Source organism: Desulfovibrio porci (assembly GCF_009696265.1).
Lineage (GTDB): Bacteria > Desulfobacterota > Desulfovibrionia > Desulfovibrionales > Desulfovibrionaceae > Desulfovibrio > Desulfovibrio porci.
Window position 1 is genome coordinate 224,376 of record NZ_VUMH01000004.1, and the last position, 17,088, is coordinate 241,463.

Consider the following 17,088-nt stretch of genomic DNA (forward strand, 5'->3'; position numbering starts at 1 on the left):
GGCTATTTGTGCTCGGACATCAGATCCTTCTCGTTGAGAACGTCGCGGGCCGACTCAAAATCGCCGCCCTCGGCCAGGGATACCGCCACCATGGCGTTTTCCACTTTGTCGCGGTAGGCCATGCGGATGCTGCTGAGCAATTCTTCGATATCCATGGGTTTTCTGAGGAAATTATACGCGCCCATGCGGTAGGCGGTCTGTTCCTCGGCGTCGCCGCCGTGGCCGGTGAGGATGATCACCTGCACCTGCGGATTGCTCTTCTTGACGTTGCGCAGCACTTCAAAGCCATCCATGCCGGGCATGCGCAGGTCAAGCACAATGACGTCCGTGGGCAGTTCCACAGCCTTGAGCGCTTCCGGGCCGTCGTAGGCCACGCGGGCCTCAAAGCCGCGCATGGCCAGGCGTTCGGCCAGAGTGTCCACAAACTGCTTCTCGTCGTCCACCAGCAAAATTTTGATGTCTTCCTTGGTCATGAACCGCTCCTTGGTCCGGCCTGGCCGGTATCGTATTGACTATGATTGACTTTCAGCATCGCGGGCCGCGAGGGAAAGGAAAAACCGCCCGCCCGCGTCACGCCAGGGCATCAGCACGGCCTGCCAGCCGGGCCTGAGGCCGTTGAGCAACGGGCTGCCGGTCAGAGCCGACAAGGCCAGATCGGCGTTGACCCCTTCCAGCACCTCGATGATCACGCCCTCGGCCTTCTGCTGCCTGCCCGCCGTGAACCTGAGGGTCACCTGGCCGCCCACCGAGGCGCAGAGGTCAAAGACCTCCAGCAACGAGCGCAGCACCTCCAGCGGCGGCGCCGGAGCCCAGACAGGCTCCTCGTTCTCGCCGCTGACCAGACGCATCTGCGCGGCCCTGGCCTGGCGCGCGGCCATGCGGCAGAAGACCCGGCAGACCCGGGCCAGATCGCAGGGCCCGGCATTTTCATTTTCCGCGCCTCCGGCCTGGGACATGAACTCCATGCCCTCGGCCAGGGCCGCGCCCTGCAAAATCTGGTTCTGCACTTCGCTCAGGGCCGCCAGCAGACGTTCGCCCCTGGGCAGGGCGTCACCGGCCAGGGCCGCCATATCCTGCGCCAGCCCGGCGGATTCGCGGATCACGGCCAGGACGTTACGCATATCGTGGACGGCCGAAGCCAGCAGGCGGGCCATGCACTGGCTGTCATTCATGACTGGCCTCCCCGCGCGTCCCGCGCGCTTTGGGCGGCGGCCTCCAGCGTTTCCAGAAAAACGGCGAAACTCAGCGGTTTGGTCAGACAGGCGAAGGCCTGGGCCGCCGGGGCCACGCCCGTGTCGTCGACCGCATCGTGCCCGGTGAGCAGAATGACCGGCAGATCGGGATGCGCGGCCTTGATCCGACGCAGGGTTTCGTCGCCGGGCAGGCCGGGCATGAGCAGGTCCAGCACGGCCACGTCCGGCAGAGCCTCGTCCACGGCGGCCAGAGCCGACGGCCCGTCGTAGACCACGCGCGGCTCATGCCCCCGCAAGGTGAGGCGTTCGGCCAGGGTTTCCACAAATTCCTTTTCGTCGTCAGCCAAAAGAATACGCAGCGCCATCTCAGACCTCCACAGCGCCTTCGGGCGGCGTCAGCGGCAGGATTATGCGTATCACGCTGCCCCGCCCTTCTTCGCTTTCCACAACAATTTCGCCGCCCAGACGGCGCACGATGCCGTAGGTGATGAACATGCCGAGGCCCGTGCCCTTGTCCTTCTTGGTGGAATAGAAAGGTTCGAAAATATGCTTGAGCACGTCCGGCGGCATGCCCTTGCCGTTATCCTTCACGCTCACGGTCACAGCGCCCGCGCCGGAACACGCGCAGCTCACCTCAATGCGGCCGCCCTGCTCCACGCCGCTGACGGCATCCAGGGCATTGCCCAGAATATTCAGGAAAATCTGCTGCAACTGGCCGCGGTCCGAGATGATTTCCGGCAGGTCGGCGGGCAGATCCAGACAGAGCTGCACGCCCCGGTTCTTGGCCTCGCGTTCCAGAAATTCCGAGCTTTCGGTGATGACTTCGGTCAGGCGCAGAGCCTGGCGGTTGGCTTCCATGCGGCGCGAAAAGCCCAGCAAGCGGTGGGTGATGCCGCGCGCCCGCTCCACCGTGCCCTCAATGCCTTCCAGCAGGCTGATGATCCGTTCCCGGTGCTTTTCATAGCTCGCGCAATCCTTGCTCATGCGCAAAAAGTCCAGGGTCAGACCGGCTTTTTCGTAAATCACGGCCAGGGGATTGTTGACTTCGTGGGCCACGCCGGCGGCCAGCCTGCCGATGGATGACAGCTTCTGATTGTGCTCCATCTGGGCGAATACGGCCACCCGGCGCTCGTCGCTGGCTTGAAGGCGGCCCACCAGATGCTTCATGAGCAGATGCGACACCAGCATGATGACGGCGATGCCGCCGCAGAGCACCAGCAGCAATTCGCTGCGCAGCGCGGTCCAGGGGCGGAAGGCTTCCAGGCTGGGCTTCACGGCCAGCAGCATCAGGTCCGTGCCCGCCAGCATGGTGGAGGCCACCAGCAGCTTGTGCCCCTTGTCGTCGACCATTCGCCGCACCAAGGTCTCATGGCTGGCCGGGGGCAGTTTCATGGGCAGTTTGTCCAGGGCCTTGCCGTAGAGACGGGAACTGGTTTGCAGCACGCCCGCGCTGTCGCAGAGAAAGACGTCCGTATCCTGTTCCGGACCTACGGCGGAAACCAGCTGTTCCAGACGGGAGGTATCGATGGTCACGCGCAGGGTCCAGGACATGCCGTTTTCCTCCAGGCGGTGCACGGCGATGACCATGTGCGGAAAACCGCGCAGGCCCAGAAAGGCGTTGCTGATATAGCGGCCCTTGATCTCGGCCTCGCGCAGCCAGGGCTGGCCCGCGTAATCCGCGCCTTTGAGCTTGTAGGGCCCCACATAATCCACCTGGCGGCCTTCCACATCCACCAGGCCCATGTCCACAAAACCCTTGAATTCGCTCTTGAGGGCCATGAAAATACGGTTCAGCGTTTTTTCGTCGGCCAGATCCCTGAAACTGTAGGCATGGGCGATCAGGCTCACGGTGGAGGCCCGCTCACCCAAAAAAAGCTCCAGCGAAGCCTGGGACTTGCGCGCCAGGGCGTAGAGCGGGCTTTCCATTTCCCGCTCCAGCGTCTTTGTGTACTGGACGTGACTGAAACCGGACATGATCAACAGGGGGGCCACGGAAACCGTCACCATCAATACGGTCATCAGCCGCCGCAGCGAACGGTAGCGCGCCGGGGACACCGCCTCGGGCACTTCCAGCAACTGGCCGACGTATTTTCTGATCGCGGCAAACATAGACCCCTCCCGCAGTTTCCGGCTCACGCATCTCCGCATGAAGCCGCATTAAAAAGACGGATTTTGTCCCCTGGCAAGGAAAACAAGTTTTTTACGAAGGGAGTGGACTCTTCTCGTCCATGACCAAGTAAAAAACGCCGTTTGACGCCGCCAGGGGGCAAAAGACGCTTTTTAATGGCCGCCGGCGACAAGAATGCCCGAAGCCGCCAGACTCAGCACCAGCACTTCCAGCAGTGCGATGGCGGTCATCAGCCACTGCTTGCGCCGGATCAGGCTCCAGGCCAGTTGCAGAAAGCAGATGATGGTCAGGGCCGCCAGAAAGACGATGCCCAAGAAATTGCATATATCGCCCTTGCCCACAAGCGCAAGCCACCCCCAGCCCTGGGGAATATGCCCGGCGGCGCGGTAGTCGGCGGCGCTGCCGGTCCAGAGACGGGGCAACTCGTCCAGAGGCACCTGGGGCTCAAGCACGCCCAGGATATACAGTGTGTAGGTGACGAGCATGAGCACAAAACCGATCAACGCGCCGTAGAACAGGGTGTCGGCATAGCGCAGTTGCGCGGGCGAGGCCTTGATTTCTTTCTTGAGATCCAGAGTATCCATAATTTGACTCCTGTGCGTCCCGCCCGGCTACCAGCCGAGGCCTTTCATGAGCGCCTTGGCGCCGGAGAAGAAAAGCACGATGATTACCATGTAGCGGATGAACTTGGGTTTGGCCTTGGCCAGCAGGCGCACGCCCACCACCGAACCCAGCATCAGGCCCACGATGGAGGGAATGGCCATGAGCGGAATGACGCAGCCCTGGTTCAGATAGACCCAGGCCGCCGAGGTGTCGGTAATGGACAGCAGAAATTTGGAAGTGCCCACGGCGACCTTGAGCGGCACGCCCATGAGCAGGTTGAGCACCGGCACGTTGGCCCAGCCCGCGCCCAGGCCGAACATGCCCGCCATGATGCCGATGGCGATGAAGAAGAGCAGACCCGCGAGGGTGCGGTGGGTTTTCCATTCCACCACTTCGCCGGTGCTGGGTTCCAGAAAGACGCCGTTCATGCCCAGGGCCAGGCCCACGGCATCCTGTTTGGTGACCACCGGGCGCACGGAGTTTTTGGACACCAGCAGCAGCACGGCGATGCCCAGAATGACCGCGCCGAGGCAGGTCTGCACCACATCGGTGGGCAGGGCCAGACCCAGCATGGCGCCCACGATGGCGCAGGCCGAGGCGATCAGAGCCACGGGCAGGGCCAGGCGCAGGTTGGCGAAGTTACGCCGCAACAGGCCCGGCCCGGCGGCCAGAGCACCGGCCAGAGCCACCAGCAGGCCCGCGCCGCGCACAAAGTCCAGATGGAAGGGGAAAAAGCCGCTGACCAGGGGCACGAAAAGCACGCCGCCGCCCACGCCGGCCATGACCGCGATGATGCCCAGAATAAAACAGAAGCCCAGCAGGGCCAGAGGCCAGAACCACCAAGGATGATTGTCCTGCGGCGCGGCCACGGCCGGGACCTGGGAGGCGGCGGGCATGGCCGGCGTGGGGGCCGCATGCAGGGACGCGCCCGCATCCGTCGCGGCCCTTTGCGCTGTCTGCGCGGACGGCGTGGAAGCGGCGGCATCCACGGCCAGGGCCGCGCACGGCGCGGCCAGGCTCAAACACAATGCCAGCGGCAGCAGCCACTGCCGGAAAAGACCTTTGTTTTTCTCCGGATTTCTACGGAAAATACGCGCCATTGTTTCCCCCTTGCGGCATGCGCCGAAACGCATGTGAATGTTCGGAATGGCGCTACCGTACCCCGCTCCGCGCGGGCGGACCATCGGGAGAATCCTGATTTACGCGCGTCCGCCTCAGGGCTTTCCCCATCCCCGGCTGCCGCGCGCTGCCCCGCACGCGCTCAGACCCGCACCAGGCCGTGACGGATGGCGATTTTGACCAGATCGCCTACGGAACCAGCCTGCAATTTGGTGAGCAGATTATATTTATGGGTTTCCACGGTCTTGGGACTGATGCAGAGATCCAGGGCGATGTTTTTGACGCTTTTGCCGTCGGCCAGCAGGCGGAAAATCTCTTTTTCGCGCGGGGAAAGCGCGCTGAGATCCCCGGCCCCGCCCTGTTCGGCGGCATCGCGGCGGCGGCGCAGCAGGTCGGCCAGACAGCCGCCGGGGTCCGGGCAGGTCAGGAAAATTTCACCCCGGCGCAGGCTTTCAATGGCCTTGAGCAGCACGCCCGGCGGTTCGGATTTGCGCACATGACCCATGATGCCCAGGTCAATGAGTTCGGGCAGAAAACGCTGGTCCTCGTGGCCGGTATAGATCAGGATGCGCGTCTGTGGCTGTACCTGGAGCACGGCGCGGCTGGCGTCCACGCCGTTCATGCCGGGCATGCCCAGATCCATGATCACGATCTGCGGCGCAAGGGAGGCGGCCAGGGCCACGGCTTCGCCGCCGCTCTGGGCCATACCGGCCACACGCAGATGCGCATGCGGCGCGAGCAGGCTGCGCACGCCTTCCATGAGCAGCTTGTGATCGTCCACCAGCAGAACGCGGCAGACATCCCGGCCGAAAGTCTCGCCCATACCCGATCCTTGCCTCCCCTGCTCCCGCCCGGAGCGGGTACAGCATACCACGCTTCCGCCGTATTGTCTGCCGTGGGAGTGCGGGGAAAAAGCCGGGCGGACCGGCACGGGCCTGTCTCAGAAGATGAACAGCGTTGCCATGCCCAGAAAGATGAAGAAACCCGCGCCGACAAGCGGAAGGCAACGCCCATACGGGCGTTGAAAACACGGAAAATGCTTGCCGGGCGGCGAAGCAAAGCTCCGCCTGCGCGCATTTTCCGGGCTGCCGGCTCCGCCTGCTGCACCGACGGCGGGCCATCTCAAAAAATGAACAGCGTCGCCATGCCCAGAAAGATGAAGAAACCCGCGCCGTCGGTGATCGTCGTCAGGAAGATGCTGGAGGCCTGGGCGGGGTCGCGGCCCAGGGCGCGGAAGATCAGCGGAATGGAGCCTCCGGCCACCGCGCCCAGCATCATGTCGCACAGCAGCGCGCCGCCCATGACCGCGCCCACCAGATGATTGCCCGTGAACCACCAGGCCCCCAGAAAGGCGGTGACGGCCATGAACAGGCCGGTGACGATGCCGATCTTGCCCTCGCGCAGCACGGCCATCCAGGCTTTCTTCTGGTCGAAACGGTCCGTGGCCAGCTGGCGGATCATCACGGCCAGGGCCTGCTGCCCGGTATTGCCCGCCTGATTGGCGACCATGGGCATGAGCACGGCCAGCACGGCCATCTGAGCGATGGTGCCCTCGAACATATAGACCACCGAGGCCGACAGCGCGGAGTTGATCATATTGACCATCAGCCAGGGCAGGCGCTTGCGCACGCTTTCCGTCCAGGGCGTGTCCACGCTTTCCTCGGGGTCCGCGCCCACCATGCCGAGCATGTCGGCACTGGCCTCCTCGTGCATGATGTCCATGATGTCGTCATAGGTGACCACGCCCATAATGTGGCCTTCGTAATCCACCACGGGCAGGGCCAGATAATTGTAGTGCGAGAGCAGGCTGGCCACCTCGCGCTTGTCCGTGTCATAGGTCACGCTGACCACGCTCTGCCCGGCGGCGGCGTCGCCCACAACGGTGCCGGGACGGGCCAGCATCAGGTCGCGCAGGGAAAGCACGCCCACCAGCACGTCCTTGTCGTCCACCACGTAGCCGTAATAGGGACTCTCCTTGTCCTCCATCTCGCGCCGGATGTGGGCAATGGCTTCGTCCACCGTGAGATTTTGCTCCAACAGGATCAGCTCGGTGTTCATGGCGCCGGCCGCGGAATCCGGGTCGAAATTGAGCAGATTGCGCAATTCCTCGGAATCTTCCTTGGTCAGCTTTTCCAGAAGCACGTCGCGGTGCTCCTCGTCCAGTTCGTCCAGGACGTCGGCGGCGTCGTCCGGGGCCATCTCGGCGATGATCTGGGCGGCCACGTCCGCGTCCAGATTTTCCAGCACGTCCACGGCCACGTTGCCGTCCAACTCGGCCAGAGCCTCGGCGGCGTCCTCGGTGGTCATATGGCGCAGGGCGCAGACCTGTTTTTCCAGGCTCAGATTTTCCAGATGGTCGGCCATATCCGCCGGATGGACGAATTCGGCCTCGTCGCCCGCCTCCCGGCAGGCCGCGGGCATGCTGATGCCGTGCGCGTCCCCGGCCTCCGGCGGGACGGATTTTTCATCCACGGCGGAGGAGGGGCGAATTTCGTCGGTGCGGTCGTCAGCCATGAGCACGCCCTTTTGAGAATCAGGAGAAATGAAAAAAACAGCGCCTTGCCGACGGCAAAGGCCACGCAAGAATACCGCTCTGCGTGACGCGGACGCGCCGGACAGGGGGCGGTTTCAGGTCCGCGCCCGCATGCGGGCCGCGTATGTGAAAAAGCTCCCAATGACGCCCGCAACTTGACGCGCGCCACAGGTCATTCTATCTACTTCAAAGCCCCCGGGCAGGCTGTGCGCCATCCGGAGCGCCACGGTCCCGCACGCCTTCATGCCGCGTGCCCGGTTCCCCAGGCGCGGGCGCGTACGGACGCGCGCGGGCGTTTTTCGTTTAGCACGCGCATGAAATGGGGACAAGCGCAATGTTCACGCCTTGGGCCGCTTTTTTTTCTCCCGACGGAAAACGGCTGCTGCAACAAAGTATTGACCTGGCCCTGAACGAAGACGGGCCGGAACTGACGGCGCAGGGGCTCTTCCCGCCGGAGGCGCGGATGCACGCCGCCATCCGGGCCAAGGAAGACACCCTGGTGGTGGGTCTGCCAGTCATCGGCGCGGTGTTCAAAAGCCTGGGCGCGCCCTTTTCCTGGCAAGCGGCGGCGCGGGAAGCCTCGCGCGTGCCGTCCATGACCGAAGTGGCCCGCATCACGGCTCCGGCCGTGGCCATGCTCAAGGCCGAGCGGGTCATCCTCAATTTCATCACCCATCTTTCGGGCATCGCCAATCTTACGGCCCGTTACGTGCGGGAACTGGAAGGCACGGGCGTACGCCTGCTGGACACGCGCAAAACCACGCCCGGCCTGCGCTGGCCCGAGAAATACGCCGTGCAGGCGGGTGGCGGGACGAACCACCGCAAGAATCTTGCGGAAATGCTCATGCTCAAGGACAACCACATAGACGCGGCCGGTTCCATCACCGCCGCCGTGGCCGCCTTGCGCGCCCGCTACCGCCCCTGTCCGCCCGTGGAGGTGGAATGCCGTACCCTGGAGCATGTGCGCGAAGCCGTGGCGGCCAAGGCCGAGCGGATTATGATGGACAATATGGAAGGCCCGCTGCTGAGCCGGGCGCTGGCTCTGGTGCCGCCGGACATTGAGGCCGAAGTCAGCGGCGGCGTGCGTCTGGAGACCATCCGGGCCATCGCCCTGACCGGCCCGCGCCGTCCGGATTTCATTTCCGTGGGCCGCCTGACCCACTCGGCCGTGGCCGCGGATTTCAGCATGACCCTGATTCCCGTCTGAACGGCGGAACCGGTCCCGAACCGGCGGCGCAGCCGCCCTCATCATTCCCACTATTATACGGATCAACGTATGAACGAGATCACCGCCGCCGTGACGGCGTTAAAAAAACAACTGGGCGCGCGGGTCCGCATCATGGGCCATCATTATCAGAGCGACGCGGTGGTGGCCCACTGCGACATCACCGGCGACTCGCTGGAGCTGGCCCGTCGCGTGCCCGACGTGGACGCGGAGCATATTGTCTTCTGCGGCGTTTTTTTCATGGGCGAATCGGCGGCTCTGCTGGCCAAACCGGGGCAGGCCGTGCATCTGCCCGCGCCTGACGCCGACTGCATGATGTCCCTGATGACCCCGGCGGGCCTGGCCCGCCGCGTACTGGAGCAACTGACCGCCACGGGCCGCCGCGTCGTGCCCCTGGCCTACGTCAACACCACCCTGGCCCTCAAGGCCGTGGTGGGCGAATACGGCGGCGCGGTCTGCACCTCGGCCAATGCCGAAACCATGCTGCGCTGGGCCCTGGATCAGGGCGACGGCGTGCTCTTTCTGCCGGACAAGCATCTGGGCCGCAACACGGCCGGAAAACTGGGCCTCACGCCGGACGAACAGCATATTCTGCGCCTCAACGGCCACGGCCTCATTGATGCCGAACGCCAACCCCTCGACCGCCCGTTGCTGCTCTGGCCCGGCTGCTGCGCCATCCACGCCCGACTCAGGCCCGAGCAGGCCGAAGCCGCGCGCGCTGCCTATCCGGGCTGCCGCCTGGTGGCCCACCCCGAGTGCCGCCCGGAACTCATCGAGCGTTGCGACGCCGCCGGTTCTACCTCTTTTCTGATCAGGGAGGCCGCGCGTCTGGCCGGGGAAGCCCCCGGCTCCACCCTGGTCATCGGCACGGAAAACAATCTGGTGGACCGCCTAGCGGACCGCCACAAGGGACGCTGCCGCATCCTCCCGCTGGGCCGGGCTTATTGCCCGGACATGGCCAAGGTGACGGAAGCGAAACTTTTGGCTACACTGTCCGCCATTGCCCACGGAACGGCCGAGCCTCTCGCCGTGGAGGCCGCGCTGTGCGGTCCCGCCCGCCGCTCCTTAACCCGCATGCTGGAGGTTTGCGGTCAATGAGGACAGTGTTGTGACTCCCACCCGCCGTCATGTGCCCATCCTGATCATCGGCTCCGGCGTGGCCGGCTGCACCGCCGCCCTGACCCTGGCCGACGCCGGTTGCGACGTGCTGCTGCTCAACGCCGGCGACAAGCTGGCCGACGGCAATTCCGAGCTGGCCCAGGGCGGCATCATCTACCGCGCGGCCCCCCCTGCCGACGACGATGCCCGCGCCCTGGAAAAAGACATTCTGGTGGCCGGGCATAACTACAATTACCGCAAGGCCGTGCGCTGGCTCTGCCGCCAGGGCCCGCTCTGCGTGGATGAAGTGCTGATCAAACGCGCGGGCGTGGAATTCGACCGCAATCCGGACGGCAGTTTCAACCTGACCCGCGAGGGCGGGCACTCGACCCCGCGCATTCTGCACCGGGCCGACTACTCGGGACGGGCGCTCATGGACGGGCTCACGGCCCAGGTGCTGGCCCATCCGCGCATTACCTGCCTGCACCGCCGCGCCGCCATCGACCTTTTGACCAGCCACCACCACGCCAAGAATTCGCAGTACCGCTACGAGGTGGACAACCGCTGCCTGGGGGCCTATGTGCTCAACGAGGAGAGCGGCGAGCCGGAGACCATCCTGGCCGACTGGACGGTACTGGCCACCGGCGGCGTGGGGCAGGTTTTCCTGCATTCCACCAACGCGCCGGGCTGCGTGGGCACGGGCGTGTCCATGGCCTTCCGTGCGGGCGTGGATCTGGCCAATCTGGAATTCATGCAGTTTCACCCCACAGCTCTTTACGAAGAGCGCAGCAACCGCCGTCCCCTGATTACCGAGGCCATGCGCGGCGAGGGCGCGCGTCTGCTGGACGACAAAGGCCAAGCCTTCATGCTCCGCCACGACAAACGCGGCGACCTGGCCCCGCGCGACGTGGTGGCCCAGGCCATGATGGAGGAAATGCTGCACAGCGGCGCGCCCTGCCTCTTCCTGGATGTGAGCGGCGTCAAGCAGGACCTGCCCACCCGCTTCCCCACGGTCTTCGAACAGTGCCGTGAAGCCGGTCTGGACATCCGCAACGAGCCCATTCCGGTGGTGCCCGCCGCGCACTACTTCTGTGGCGGCGTGCTGACCGACACGCGGGGCCGCACCTCGTTGCGCGGACTGTACGCCATCGGCGAATGCGCCTGCACCGGTCTGCACGGGGCCAACCGTCTGGCCAGCACCTCCCTGCTGGAGGCTCTGGTCTGGGGCGTGAGCTGCGGCAAGGATCTGGCCCGGCGCGCCTCCGGCGAAGCGCTGCCCGCCGGTCTGGCCGCCGCCATCCCGGACTGGCAGCACGAGGGCGACGAGCGCCACGACGACCCGGCCCTGGTGGCCCAGGATTGGGCCAACATCCGCAACACCATGTGGAATTACGTGGGCATTTCGCGCACCGACGCCCGGCTGCGCCGCGCCTTTGAAGACATGCGCGACCTTGTGCGCCACATCCACGATTTTTACAAACGCACCCGCATTTCGCGACGCCTGGTGGACCTGTTCCACGGTTCGCAGACGGCCTACGTCATCACCCAGGCGGCCATGCGCAACCCTGTAAGCATTGGCTGCCACCACCGGGTGGACTGAGCCTGAGGAAAATACGCATGAAAAATCTTCTCCGTGCTGTTATGGTTCTGGCGGTTCTGGCTCTGGCCGGGATCGCCGCGCTGGCTTTCTGGGTTGGTCCGCAGGTGGAGGAACAGGCGCGGCGGGAAATCGCCGCTGTTTCCGAAGCCGTTTCCATCCCCGGCCAGTTGCAGTTCTCCGCCCCCGACGTGAAGGAGATCAAATTCTCCCCCTTTTCCCGCCGCCTGACCCTGCGCGGCGCCGAGATTCGTGGCGAGATGCCGCCCCTCGCCGGAAGTTCGTTGCGCTATACGCTGGAAGAGGCCTCCTTCCGGATCCCTCTGCGGATGCTGCTGGTATACACGCCCCTGCGCGACATGGTCCTGCCGGAAAAAGGCATGATGACCGTGGGCGAAGACATGCGCATTTCCAACTTCGCCTATGCGTTCAGCCAGGGTTCCATCAGCGCGCACAGCATGGTGCGGAGCGAGGAAGCCGACGCGATTCGTCTGGAGAGCGGCCTGGTCCGGGAACTGCTGGAAGGCAAGGACCCCCTGGACATGCTCAATGCCGTCTACCGCATGGGCATCGGGGAAATCCGCGCATCTTCCGTGACCTCCAGCATGAACAGTCCCGAACAGGGCATGCGCATAGAATTCAATTGCGATTCCATGCTGATGCGCAACTGGGAAGGCCGCGTCATGGAAAAAGCGTCCATGGACGGCATTCTCCTGAAGAAAGAGGAACGGGAATTTCTGCGTCTGGGCAACATCACGGTCACGGGCTACACCCTGCCGGAGGAAGCGACAGTGCGCGAGCTGCTGACGCTGGCCGCCCGACCCAAGCCCAACGAGCGGGCCTTGCAGGCCCTGCTGCTGCGCATGTTCACCACCGGGGAACCCCTGGTGCGGGAAATCAGCGCGACGGATCTGCGCGTCCCTCTGGACGGCCAGGACGTGAGCTTCAAAAATTTCACGCTGACCTGGCCGTCCAACACGCCCCTGAAGTACGGTCTCAGCCTGGACAAGCTGTCCCTGCCCACAGCGCTGGTGGAGCGTGAAAGCGGGCTGTCCCTGCCCGGTCTGCCCGCCCTGGTTCTGGACGCGAAACTGGATTTCGCGGCCCAGGGCAACGGCGGCATGCATGAGCAGGGCACGATCAGCGCTCAGAATCTGGGCGCGCTGGAATATGATTTTGTCATTTCCGGCGGCGCGACGCCGGCGTCGCCGCAGGCCCTGTTCGCCAGCGCGCTCAGCGACGTCCGCCTGAAGTACACGGACCAGCGGCTCACGGCCTACCTGGTCAGCAACGTCGTTCCCGTCGCCCAGGCGGCCACCCCGACCCTCAAGGCGGCCATCGCCCAGTTCTGCTCCGGCGACAGCCCCGAAAATGCGGCTCTGCGCGGCGCGCTGGAAACCTTCGCCACCAGCCCCGGCGTTCTGGAAGTCCGCAGCAAGCCGGGCAAAAGCTTCCGGCTGTTTGAAGCCGCGGGCGCGCTGGCCGGGGGCAATCCCGCCGCGCTGTTCAGCGTCACGGCCCAACCGGGCAAGAAAAGCCTGGAAGAGCAGATCAACGCTCTGAAGGCGGGCGGCGCGCCCGCCGCGCAATAGGGCGTTTCAAGCCTTAAGCGCTCCAAGGCCCAAAACAACAGCCATGATGAAAAAAGCCTGTCTGCTTCTTGCCCCTCCACTGCTTGCCGTGCTGGCCCTGGCGCTGGCCGCGCAGTTCTGGCTGCGTCCCGCGGTGGAGGAGCAGGCGCGGCACAGGCTGACCGCGCTGACTTCGGTTGACGGCAGCCCGGTGCAGGCCCGCGTCGAAGCCGTCGCCTTTTCGCCCTTTACCCGGTGTCTGGCGTTGCGCGGGCTGGAAATGCGGCTGGTGCTGCCGCAAGGCCCCGTGACCTGTCGGATCGGGGAATTTTCCCTGCGTCTGTCCCTGCGGAGCCTGCTGGCCTGTACCCCCCCCCTGCGCGACGCCGCCCTGCCGGAAAACGGCATGATAGTCGTGGCCGAGAAGGCGCTTCTGCTCAATCTCAGCGCGCTCACTCCCCAGGGCAGGGTCAGCGCGCAACGGAAAGAAGTCGAGAGCGTGCGGATGGACAGCGCCCTGCTGCGGCAACTGGCCGACGGCGCGCCAACGCCGGCGTTAGACTTGTTCTATGCCATGGGCGCGTCCGGCATCCGCTGCTCCTTCATCAGCGTGGACATCCCCACCGTAAACAGACCGGTGTACATACGCCTCAGGGAGGCAAGCCTGCGGGACTGGCAGGGGCGCAGCCTGAAAGAAGCGACCCTCGCGGATATGCAGGTGCGCATTGACGGGCAGGACGTCCAGCGCCTGGACAGGCTGAACCTGCGCGACATTCTGTTGCCGGAGGAAGACCAACTGCGGCGTTTCGCGCAGCTGTCCGCCGCGCCTGTGCCGGACGAAAAGGCGCTGCAGGCCCTGACCCGGGAAATCTTCGCGGCAAACGCCCCTCTGTTCCGGGAATTGCGCCTCACCGGCCTGACCTCCGCCCTGCCGCAGGGCAACGTGGAACTTGAGCATTTCGGTTTCGACTGGCTTTCCAACACGCCTTCCCGCTACCGGCTTACGCTTTCCGGCCTGACCGTTCCCATGGCCGCGCTAGGTGACAGCCTCGCCCTGCCCGGTCTGGACGCCCTGCGCCTGGATGCCGATATTTCGGTTGAGGGACGGGAGCAGGACACGATTCTGGAGAAAGGCGCCGTCAAGGCGGCGGAATTGGGCGATCTGCGCTACAGCCTGCTGCTCTCCGGCCCTGCGGAGGGCATGGACCTCCGGCAGGCCTTGCTCAGCCAACACTACGGCGACATCAGCCTGCATTTTGACGATCACGGGCTCATGGCCCGGCTGGCTCTCTCCCTGGCTCCGGACCAACGGGCCGCCGCCGTTCTGGGCAAGGGCATCGACAATTTCTGCGCGGGGAACGCGCCGGAAAACACGGCCATTGCTGACGCGCTGAAAACTTTTGCGGACCGGCCCGGCAGCCTGGATATCAACAGCGCGAAGGGCGAATTTCACAGCTTGCCGGAGGTGCTGGGCGCGCTGCAAGCCGGAAATCCCGGCCTGCTGTTCCGCGTTGCGGCGCGACCGGGCGAGGAAAGCCTGGCGCAACAGATGGCGCGCATCCGCGCCGGACTGGCTTCATAACCTCAACATTGGCTGACGCATGCGCAAACTCTGGCTCAAAAAAAATGAGGACCGCCGCATCCGCGCCGGGCACCTCTGGGTGTTCAGCAATGAGGTGGACACGCAAAAAAGCCCGCTCACGGATTTCGCGCCCGGCGAGGAGGCCACGCTCTGCGATACGCGCGGCGCGCCTCTGGGCAGCGTCTGCCTGAATCCGGCTTCACTGATCTGCGCGCGGCTGCACGCGCGTCAGGCCGACGCGCCCCTGGACGCCGCCCTGCTGCGCCAACGCCTGAGCCAGGCTCTGGACCTGCGCCGACGCCTCTTCCCCGATCCCTGGTACCGGCTCTGCCACGGCGAAGGGGATTTCCTGCCCGGCCTGGTCATCGACCGCTACGGCGATCACTGCACCCTGCAAATCAGCACCGCCGGCATGGAAAGCCGCAAGGAACTCATCGCCCAGTGCCTGGACGACCTGATCGCGCCCGCGTCCCTGCTTTTCGACAACGACCTTGCCATGCGCGGCCTGGAAGGACTTTCCCGCGAAACCCAAAGCCGGGGCGAGTTGCCAGACCGGCTGGAAGTGCCGGAAAACGGCTGCCGCTTTTTCGCGCCCTGCGCCACGGGCCAGAAAACCGGCTGGTTTTACGATCAGCGGGTCAACCGGCGGGAACTGGCCCGCTACGCCCGCGACGCGGACGTGCTGGACATTTTCTGTTACGCGGGCGGCTTCGGCGTCACGGCCGCCGCTGCCGGAGCGAAGTCCGTGACGTTTCTGGACGCCTCGCCCCAGGCGCTGGCCCTGGCGCGTGAAAACGCGGCGGTCAACGCCCCCGCCCTGGCGTGCAGGGACGCGGTGGAGACCGTCTGCGGCGACGCCTTCCACCAGCTCAATGAACTGTACGAGGAAGGACGCCGCTTTTCCCTGATCAGCCTGGACCCGCCCGCCTTCATCAAACGCCGCAAAGACGCGGCGCAGGGTCTGGCGGCCTATCGCAAGATCAACGCTCTGACCATGCGTCTGCTGACGCCGGGCGGCGTGCTGGCAAGCTCATCCTGCTCGCACCATCTCCCGGCCGAAGCCCTGCGCGGCTGCGTGGCTCAGGCCGCGTCCCGGCGCGGGCTGCACGCCCGCCTGCTTTTCGCGGGCGGGCAGGGGCCGGATCATCCGGTGCACGCGGCCATGCCCGAAACCGCCTATCTCAAATGTTTCATCGCCCAGGTGGGCTAAACACCACGGAGTTTCCCCATGCTCAATAAAGTACGCCTGCTCACTCCCGGCCCCACGCCCCTGCCGGAGCGCGTGCGCCTGACCCTGGCCAGGGACATGATCCATCACCGTAAAAGCGAATTCAAAGCGGTCATGGGCCGGGTGCAGGAAAAGCTGCGCGTTCTTTTCGGCACGCAAGGGACGGTGCTGCCGCTCTCCTGCTCCGGCACCGGAGCCATGACCGCCGCCGTGTACGGCCTGTTCAATCCCGGTGAAAAGGTGCTGGTGGCGGAAGCGGGCAAGTTCGGCCAGCGCTGGCGGGCCATCGCGGCCTCGCGCGGCCTGGAGGTGACAAACCTGAACGCGCCCTGGGGGCAGGCCGTGTCGCCGGAGCAGGTGGAAGCGGCTCTTGAGGCCGACCCGTCCATCACGGGCGTGCTGATCCAGCTTTCCGAAACCTCCACCGGCGTGCTGCACCCGGTCCGGGAAGTAGCCCAAATCACCCGCCGGCGCGACGTGCTGCTGGTGGTGGACGGCATTTCCGCTGTGGGCCTCTCGCCCTGTCCCCTGGACGAATGGGGGCTGGACTGCCTGCTCACCGGCTCGCAGAAGGGCCTGATGCTGCCGCCCGGCCTGGCCCTGCTGGCTCTTTCGGAGCGGGCCTGGAAAAAGGCCGAAAGCGTGACGCCCGGCTGCTTCTATTTCAATCTGCTCAAGGAGCGTGAACATGTGCTCAAGGGCCAGACCCTGTTCACTTCGCCGGTGAACCTGATTCTCGGCCTGGACGAAAGCCTGGACATGCTGCTGGAAAACGGTCTGGAAGCCCTGTACGCCAAGCAGTGGGCCCTGACCATGCTGACCCGCGCGGGCGTGTCGGCTCTGGGCCTGGACCTTTTCGCGCCGGAGCATTTCGCTTGGGGCATCACCAGCGTGCTGCTGCCCGAGGGCGTGGACGGCGCCGAGGTGCTGCGTCTGGCTCTGGACAAGTACGGCGTATGCATGGCGGGCGGCCAGGACCAACTCAAGGGGCGCATTGTGCGCATCGGCCACATGGGCTGGGTGGACTGGTCCGACGTGCTGGCCGGTCTGTACGCCCTGGAGCGCGGCCTGACGGAAGCGGGCGGCTTTTCCGGCGCGCGTGACTATCTGGAGCAGGGCATGGCCGCCTACCGCGCGGCGCTCGCCGGCAAGCCGGGAGAAGCCCTGCCTCAGGTTCTGGTGCACAGCTAGGGGGTTTTGGTACGGTTTCA

The 17,088-nt window shown here is 65.2% G+C and carries 14 protein-coding genes and 1 pseudogene; 7 read left to right on the plus strand and 8 right to left on the minus strand.

Going from position 1 to position 17,088, the window contains the following annotated elements; genetic code table 11:
* Nucleotides 1-2: 2 nt before the first annotated feature.
* The 8 genes from FYJ44_RS06010 to mgtE form a co-directional block, all read right to left on the minus strand.
* Nucleotides 3-473, minus strand: a complete 471-nt coding sequence (locus FYJ44_RS06010; RefSeq protein ID WP_154510102.1) for a response regulator — start codon at nucleotides 471-473, stop codon at nucleotides 3-5.
* 39 nt (nucleotides 474-512) lie between these two features.
* A complete protein-coding gene (locus tag FYJ44_RS06015; RefSeq protein WP_154510104.1) occupies nucleotides 513-1,172 on the minus strand; it encodes a sensor histidine kinase in 660 nt (219 codons plus the stop codon).
* On the minus strand, nucleotides 1,169-1,558 hold the full coding sequence (locus tag FYJ44_RS06020; RefSeq protein ID WP_154510106.1) for a response regulator transcription factor: 390 nt from the start codon (nucleotides 1,556-1,558) through the stop codon (nucleotides 1,169-1,171). Before FYJ44_RS06020 ends, FYJ44_RS06015 begins: the two co-directional genes overlap by 4 nt.
* Nucleotide 1,559: 1 nt before the next feature.
* Nucleotides 1,560-3,302: a sensor histidine kinase gene (locus tag FYJ44_RS06025; RefSeq protein ID WP_154510108.1), complete on the minus strand. Its 1,743-nt coding sequence runs from the start codon at nucleotides 3,300-3,302 to the stop codon at nucleotides 1,560-1,562.
* A 171-nt stretch (nucleotides 3,303-3,473) separates the two neighbouring features.
* Nucleotides 3,474-3,905 (minus strand): DUF1634 domain-containing protein, encoded by a 432-nt coding sequence (locus FYJ44_RS06030; protein ID WP_154510110.1) that lies wholly within the window; start codon nucleotides 3,903-3,905, stop codon nucleotides 3,474-3,476.
* A 27-nt stretch (nucleotides 3,906-3,932) separates the two neighbouring features.
* The gene (locus tag FYJ44_RS06035; RefSeq protein ID WP_154510112.1) at nucleotides 3,933-5,024 is read right to left on the minus strand and encodes a sulfite exporter TauE/SafE family protein; all 1,092 of its coding nucleotides are present in this window, start codon (nucleotides 5,022-5,024) and stop codon (nucleotides 3,933-3,935) included.
* 161 nt (nucleotides 5,025-5,185) lie between these two features.
* Nucleotides 5,186-5,866 carry a response regulator gene (locus FYJ44_RS06040; RefSeq protein WP_154510114.1) on the minus strand — a complete coding sequence of 227 codons (681 nt, stop codon included), beginning with the start codon at nucleotides 5,864-5,866 and terminating at the stop codon, nucleotides 5,186-5,188.
* Between the two features lie 299 nt (nucleotides 5,867-6,165).
* Nucleotides 6,166-7,557: a magnesium transporter gene (gene mgtE, locus FYJ44_RS06045; protein ID WP_154510116.1), complete on the minus strand. Its 1,392-nt coding sequence runs from the start codon at nucleotides 7,555-7,557 to the stop codon at nucleotides 6,166-6,168.
* Between the two features lie 353 nt (nucleotides 7,558-7,910).
* Between mgtE and nadC the strand changes: the two genes are divergently transcribed.
* The 7 genes and pseudogenes from nadC to FYJ44_RS06080 all read left to right on the plus strand — a co-directional run bounded on the left by nadC (nucleotide 7,911) and on the right by FYJ44_RS06080 (nucleotide 17,068).
* Nucleotides 7,911-8,783 (plus strand): carboxylating nicotinate-nucleotide diphosphorylase, encoded by an 873-nt coding sequence (gene nadC / locus FYJ44_RS06050; protein WP_154510118.1) that lies wholly within the window; start codon nucleotides 7,911-7,913, stop codon nucleotides 8,781-8,783.
* A gap of 57 nt (nucleotides 8,784-8,840) precedes the next feature.
* Nucleotides 8,841-9,899, plus strand: a pseudogene (nadA, locus tag FYJ44_RS06055) (quinolinate synthase NadA); the annotation flags it as partial.
* Nucleotides 9,900-9,909: 10 nt separating this feature from the next.
* Nucleotides 9,910-11,499, plus strand: coding sequence for an L-aspartate oxidase (gene nadB / locus FYJ44_RS06060; RefSeq protein WP_288229380.1), 1,590 nt, complete (start codon nucleotides 9,910-9,912; stop codon nucleotides 11,497-11,499).
* Between the two features lie 17 nt (nucleotides 11,500-11,516).
* On the plus strand, nucleotides 11,517-13,088 hold the full coding sequence (locus tag FYJ44_RS06065) for a hypothetical protein (protein ID WP_154510122.1): 1,572 nt from the start codon (nucleotides 11,517-11,519) through the stop codon (nucleotides 13,086-13,088).
* Nucleotides 13,089-13,131: 43 nt separating this feature from the next.
* Nucleotides 13,132-14,649: a hypothetical protein gene (locus FYJ44_RS06070; protein ID WP_229772537.1), complete on the plus strand. Its 1,518-nt coding sequence runs from the start codon at nucleotides 13,132-13,134 to the stop codon at nucleotides 14,647-14,649.
* A 19-nt stretch (nucleotides 14,650-14,668) separates the two neighbouring features.
* On the plus strand, nucleotides 14,669-15,859 hold the full coding sequence (locus FYJ44_RS06075; protein ID WP_154510124.1) for a class I SAM-dependent rRNA methyltransferase: 1,191 nt from the start codon (nucleotides 14,669-14,671) through the stop codon (nucleotides 15,857-15,859).
* A gap of 18 nt (nucleotides 15,860-15,877) precedes the next feature.
* Complete coding sequence (locus FYJ44_RS06080; RefSeq protein ID WP_154510126.1) at nucleotides 15,878-17,068, plus strand: pyridoxal-phosphate-dependent aminotransferase family protein; 1,191 nt, start codon at nucleotides 15,878-15,880, stop codon at nucleotides 17,066-17,068.
* The last annotated feature ends 20 nt before the right edge of the window (nucleotides 17,069-17,088 follow it).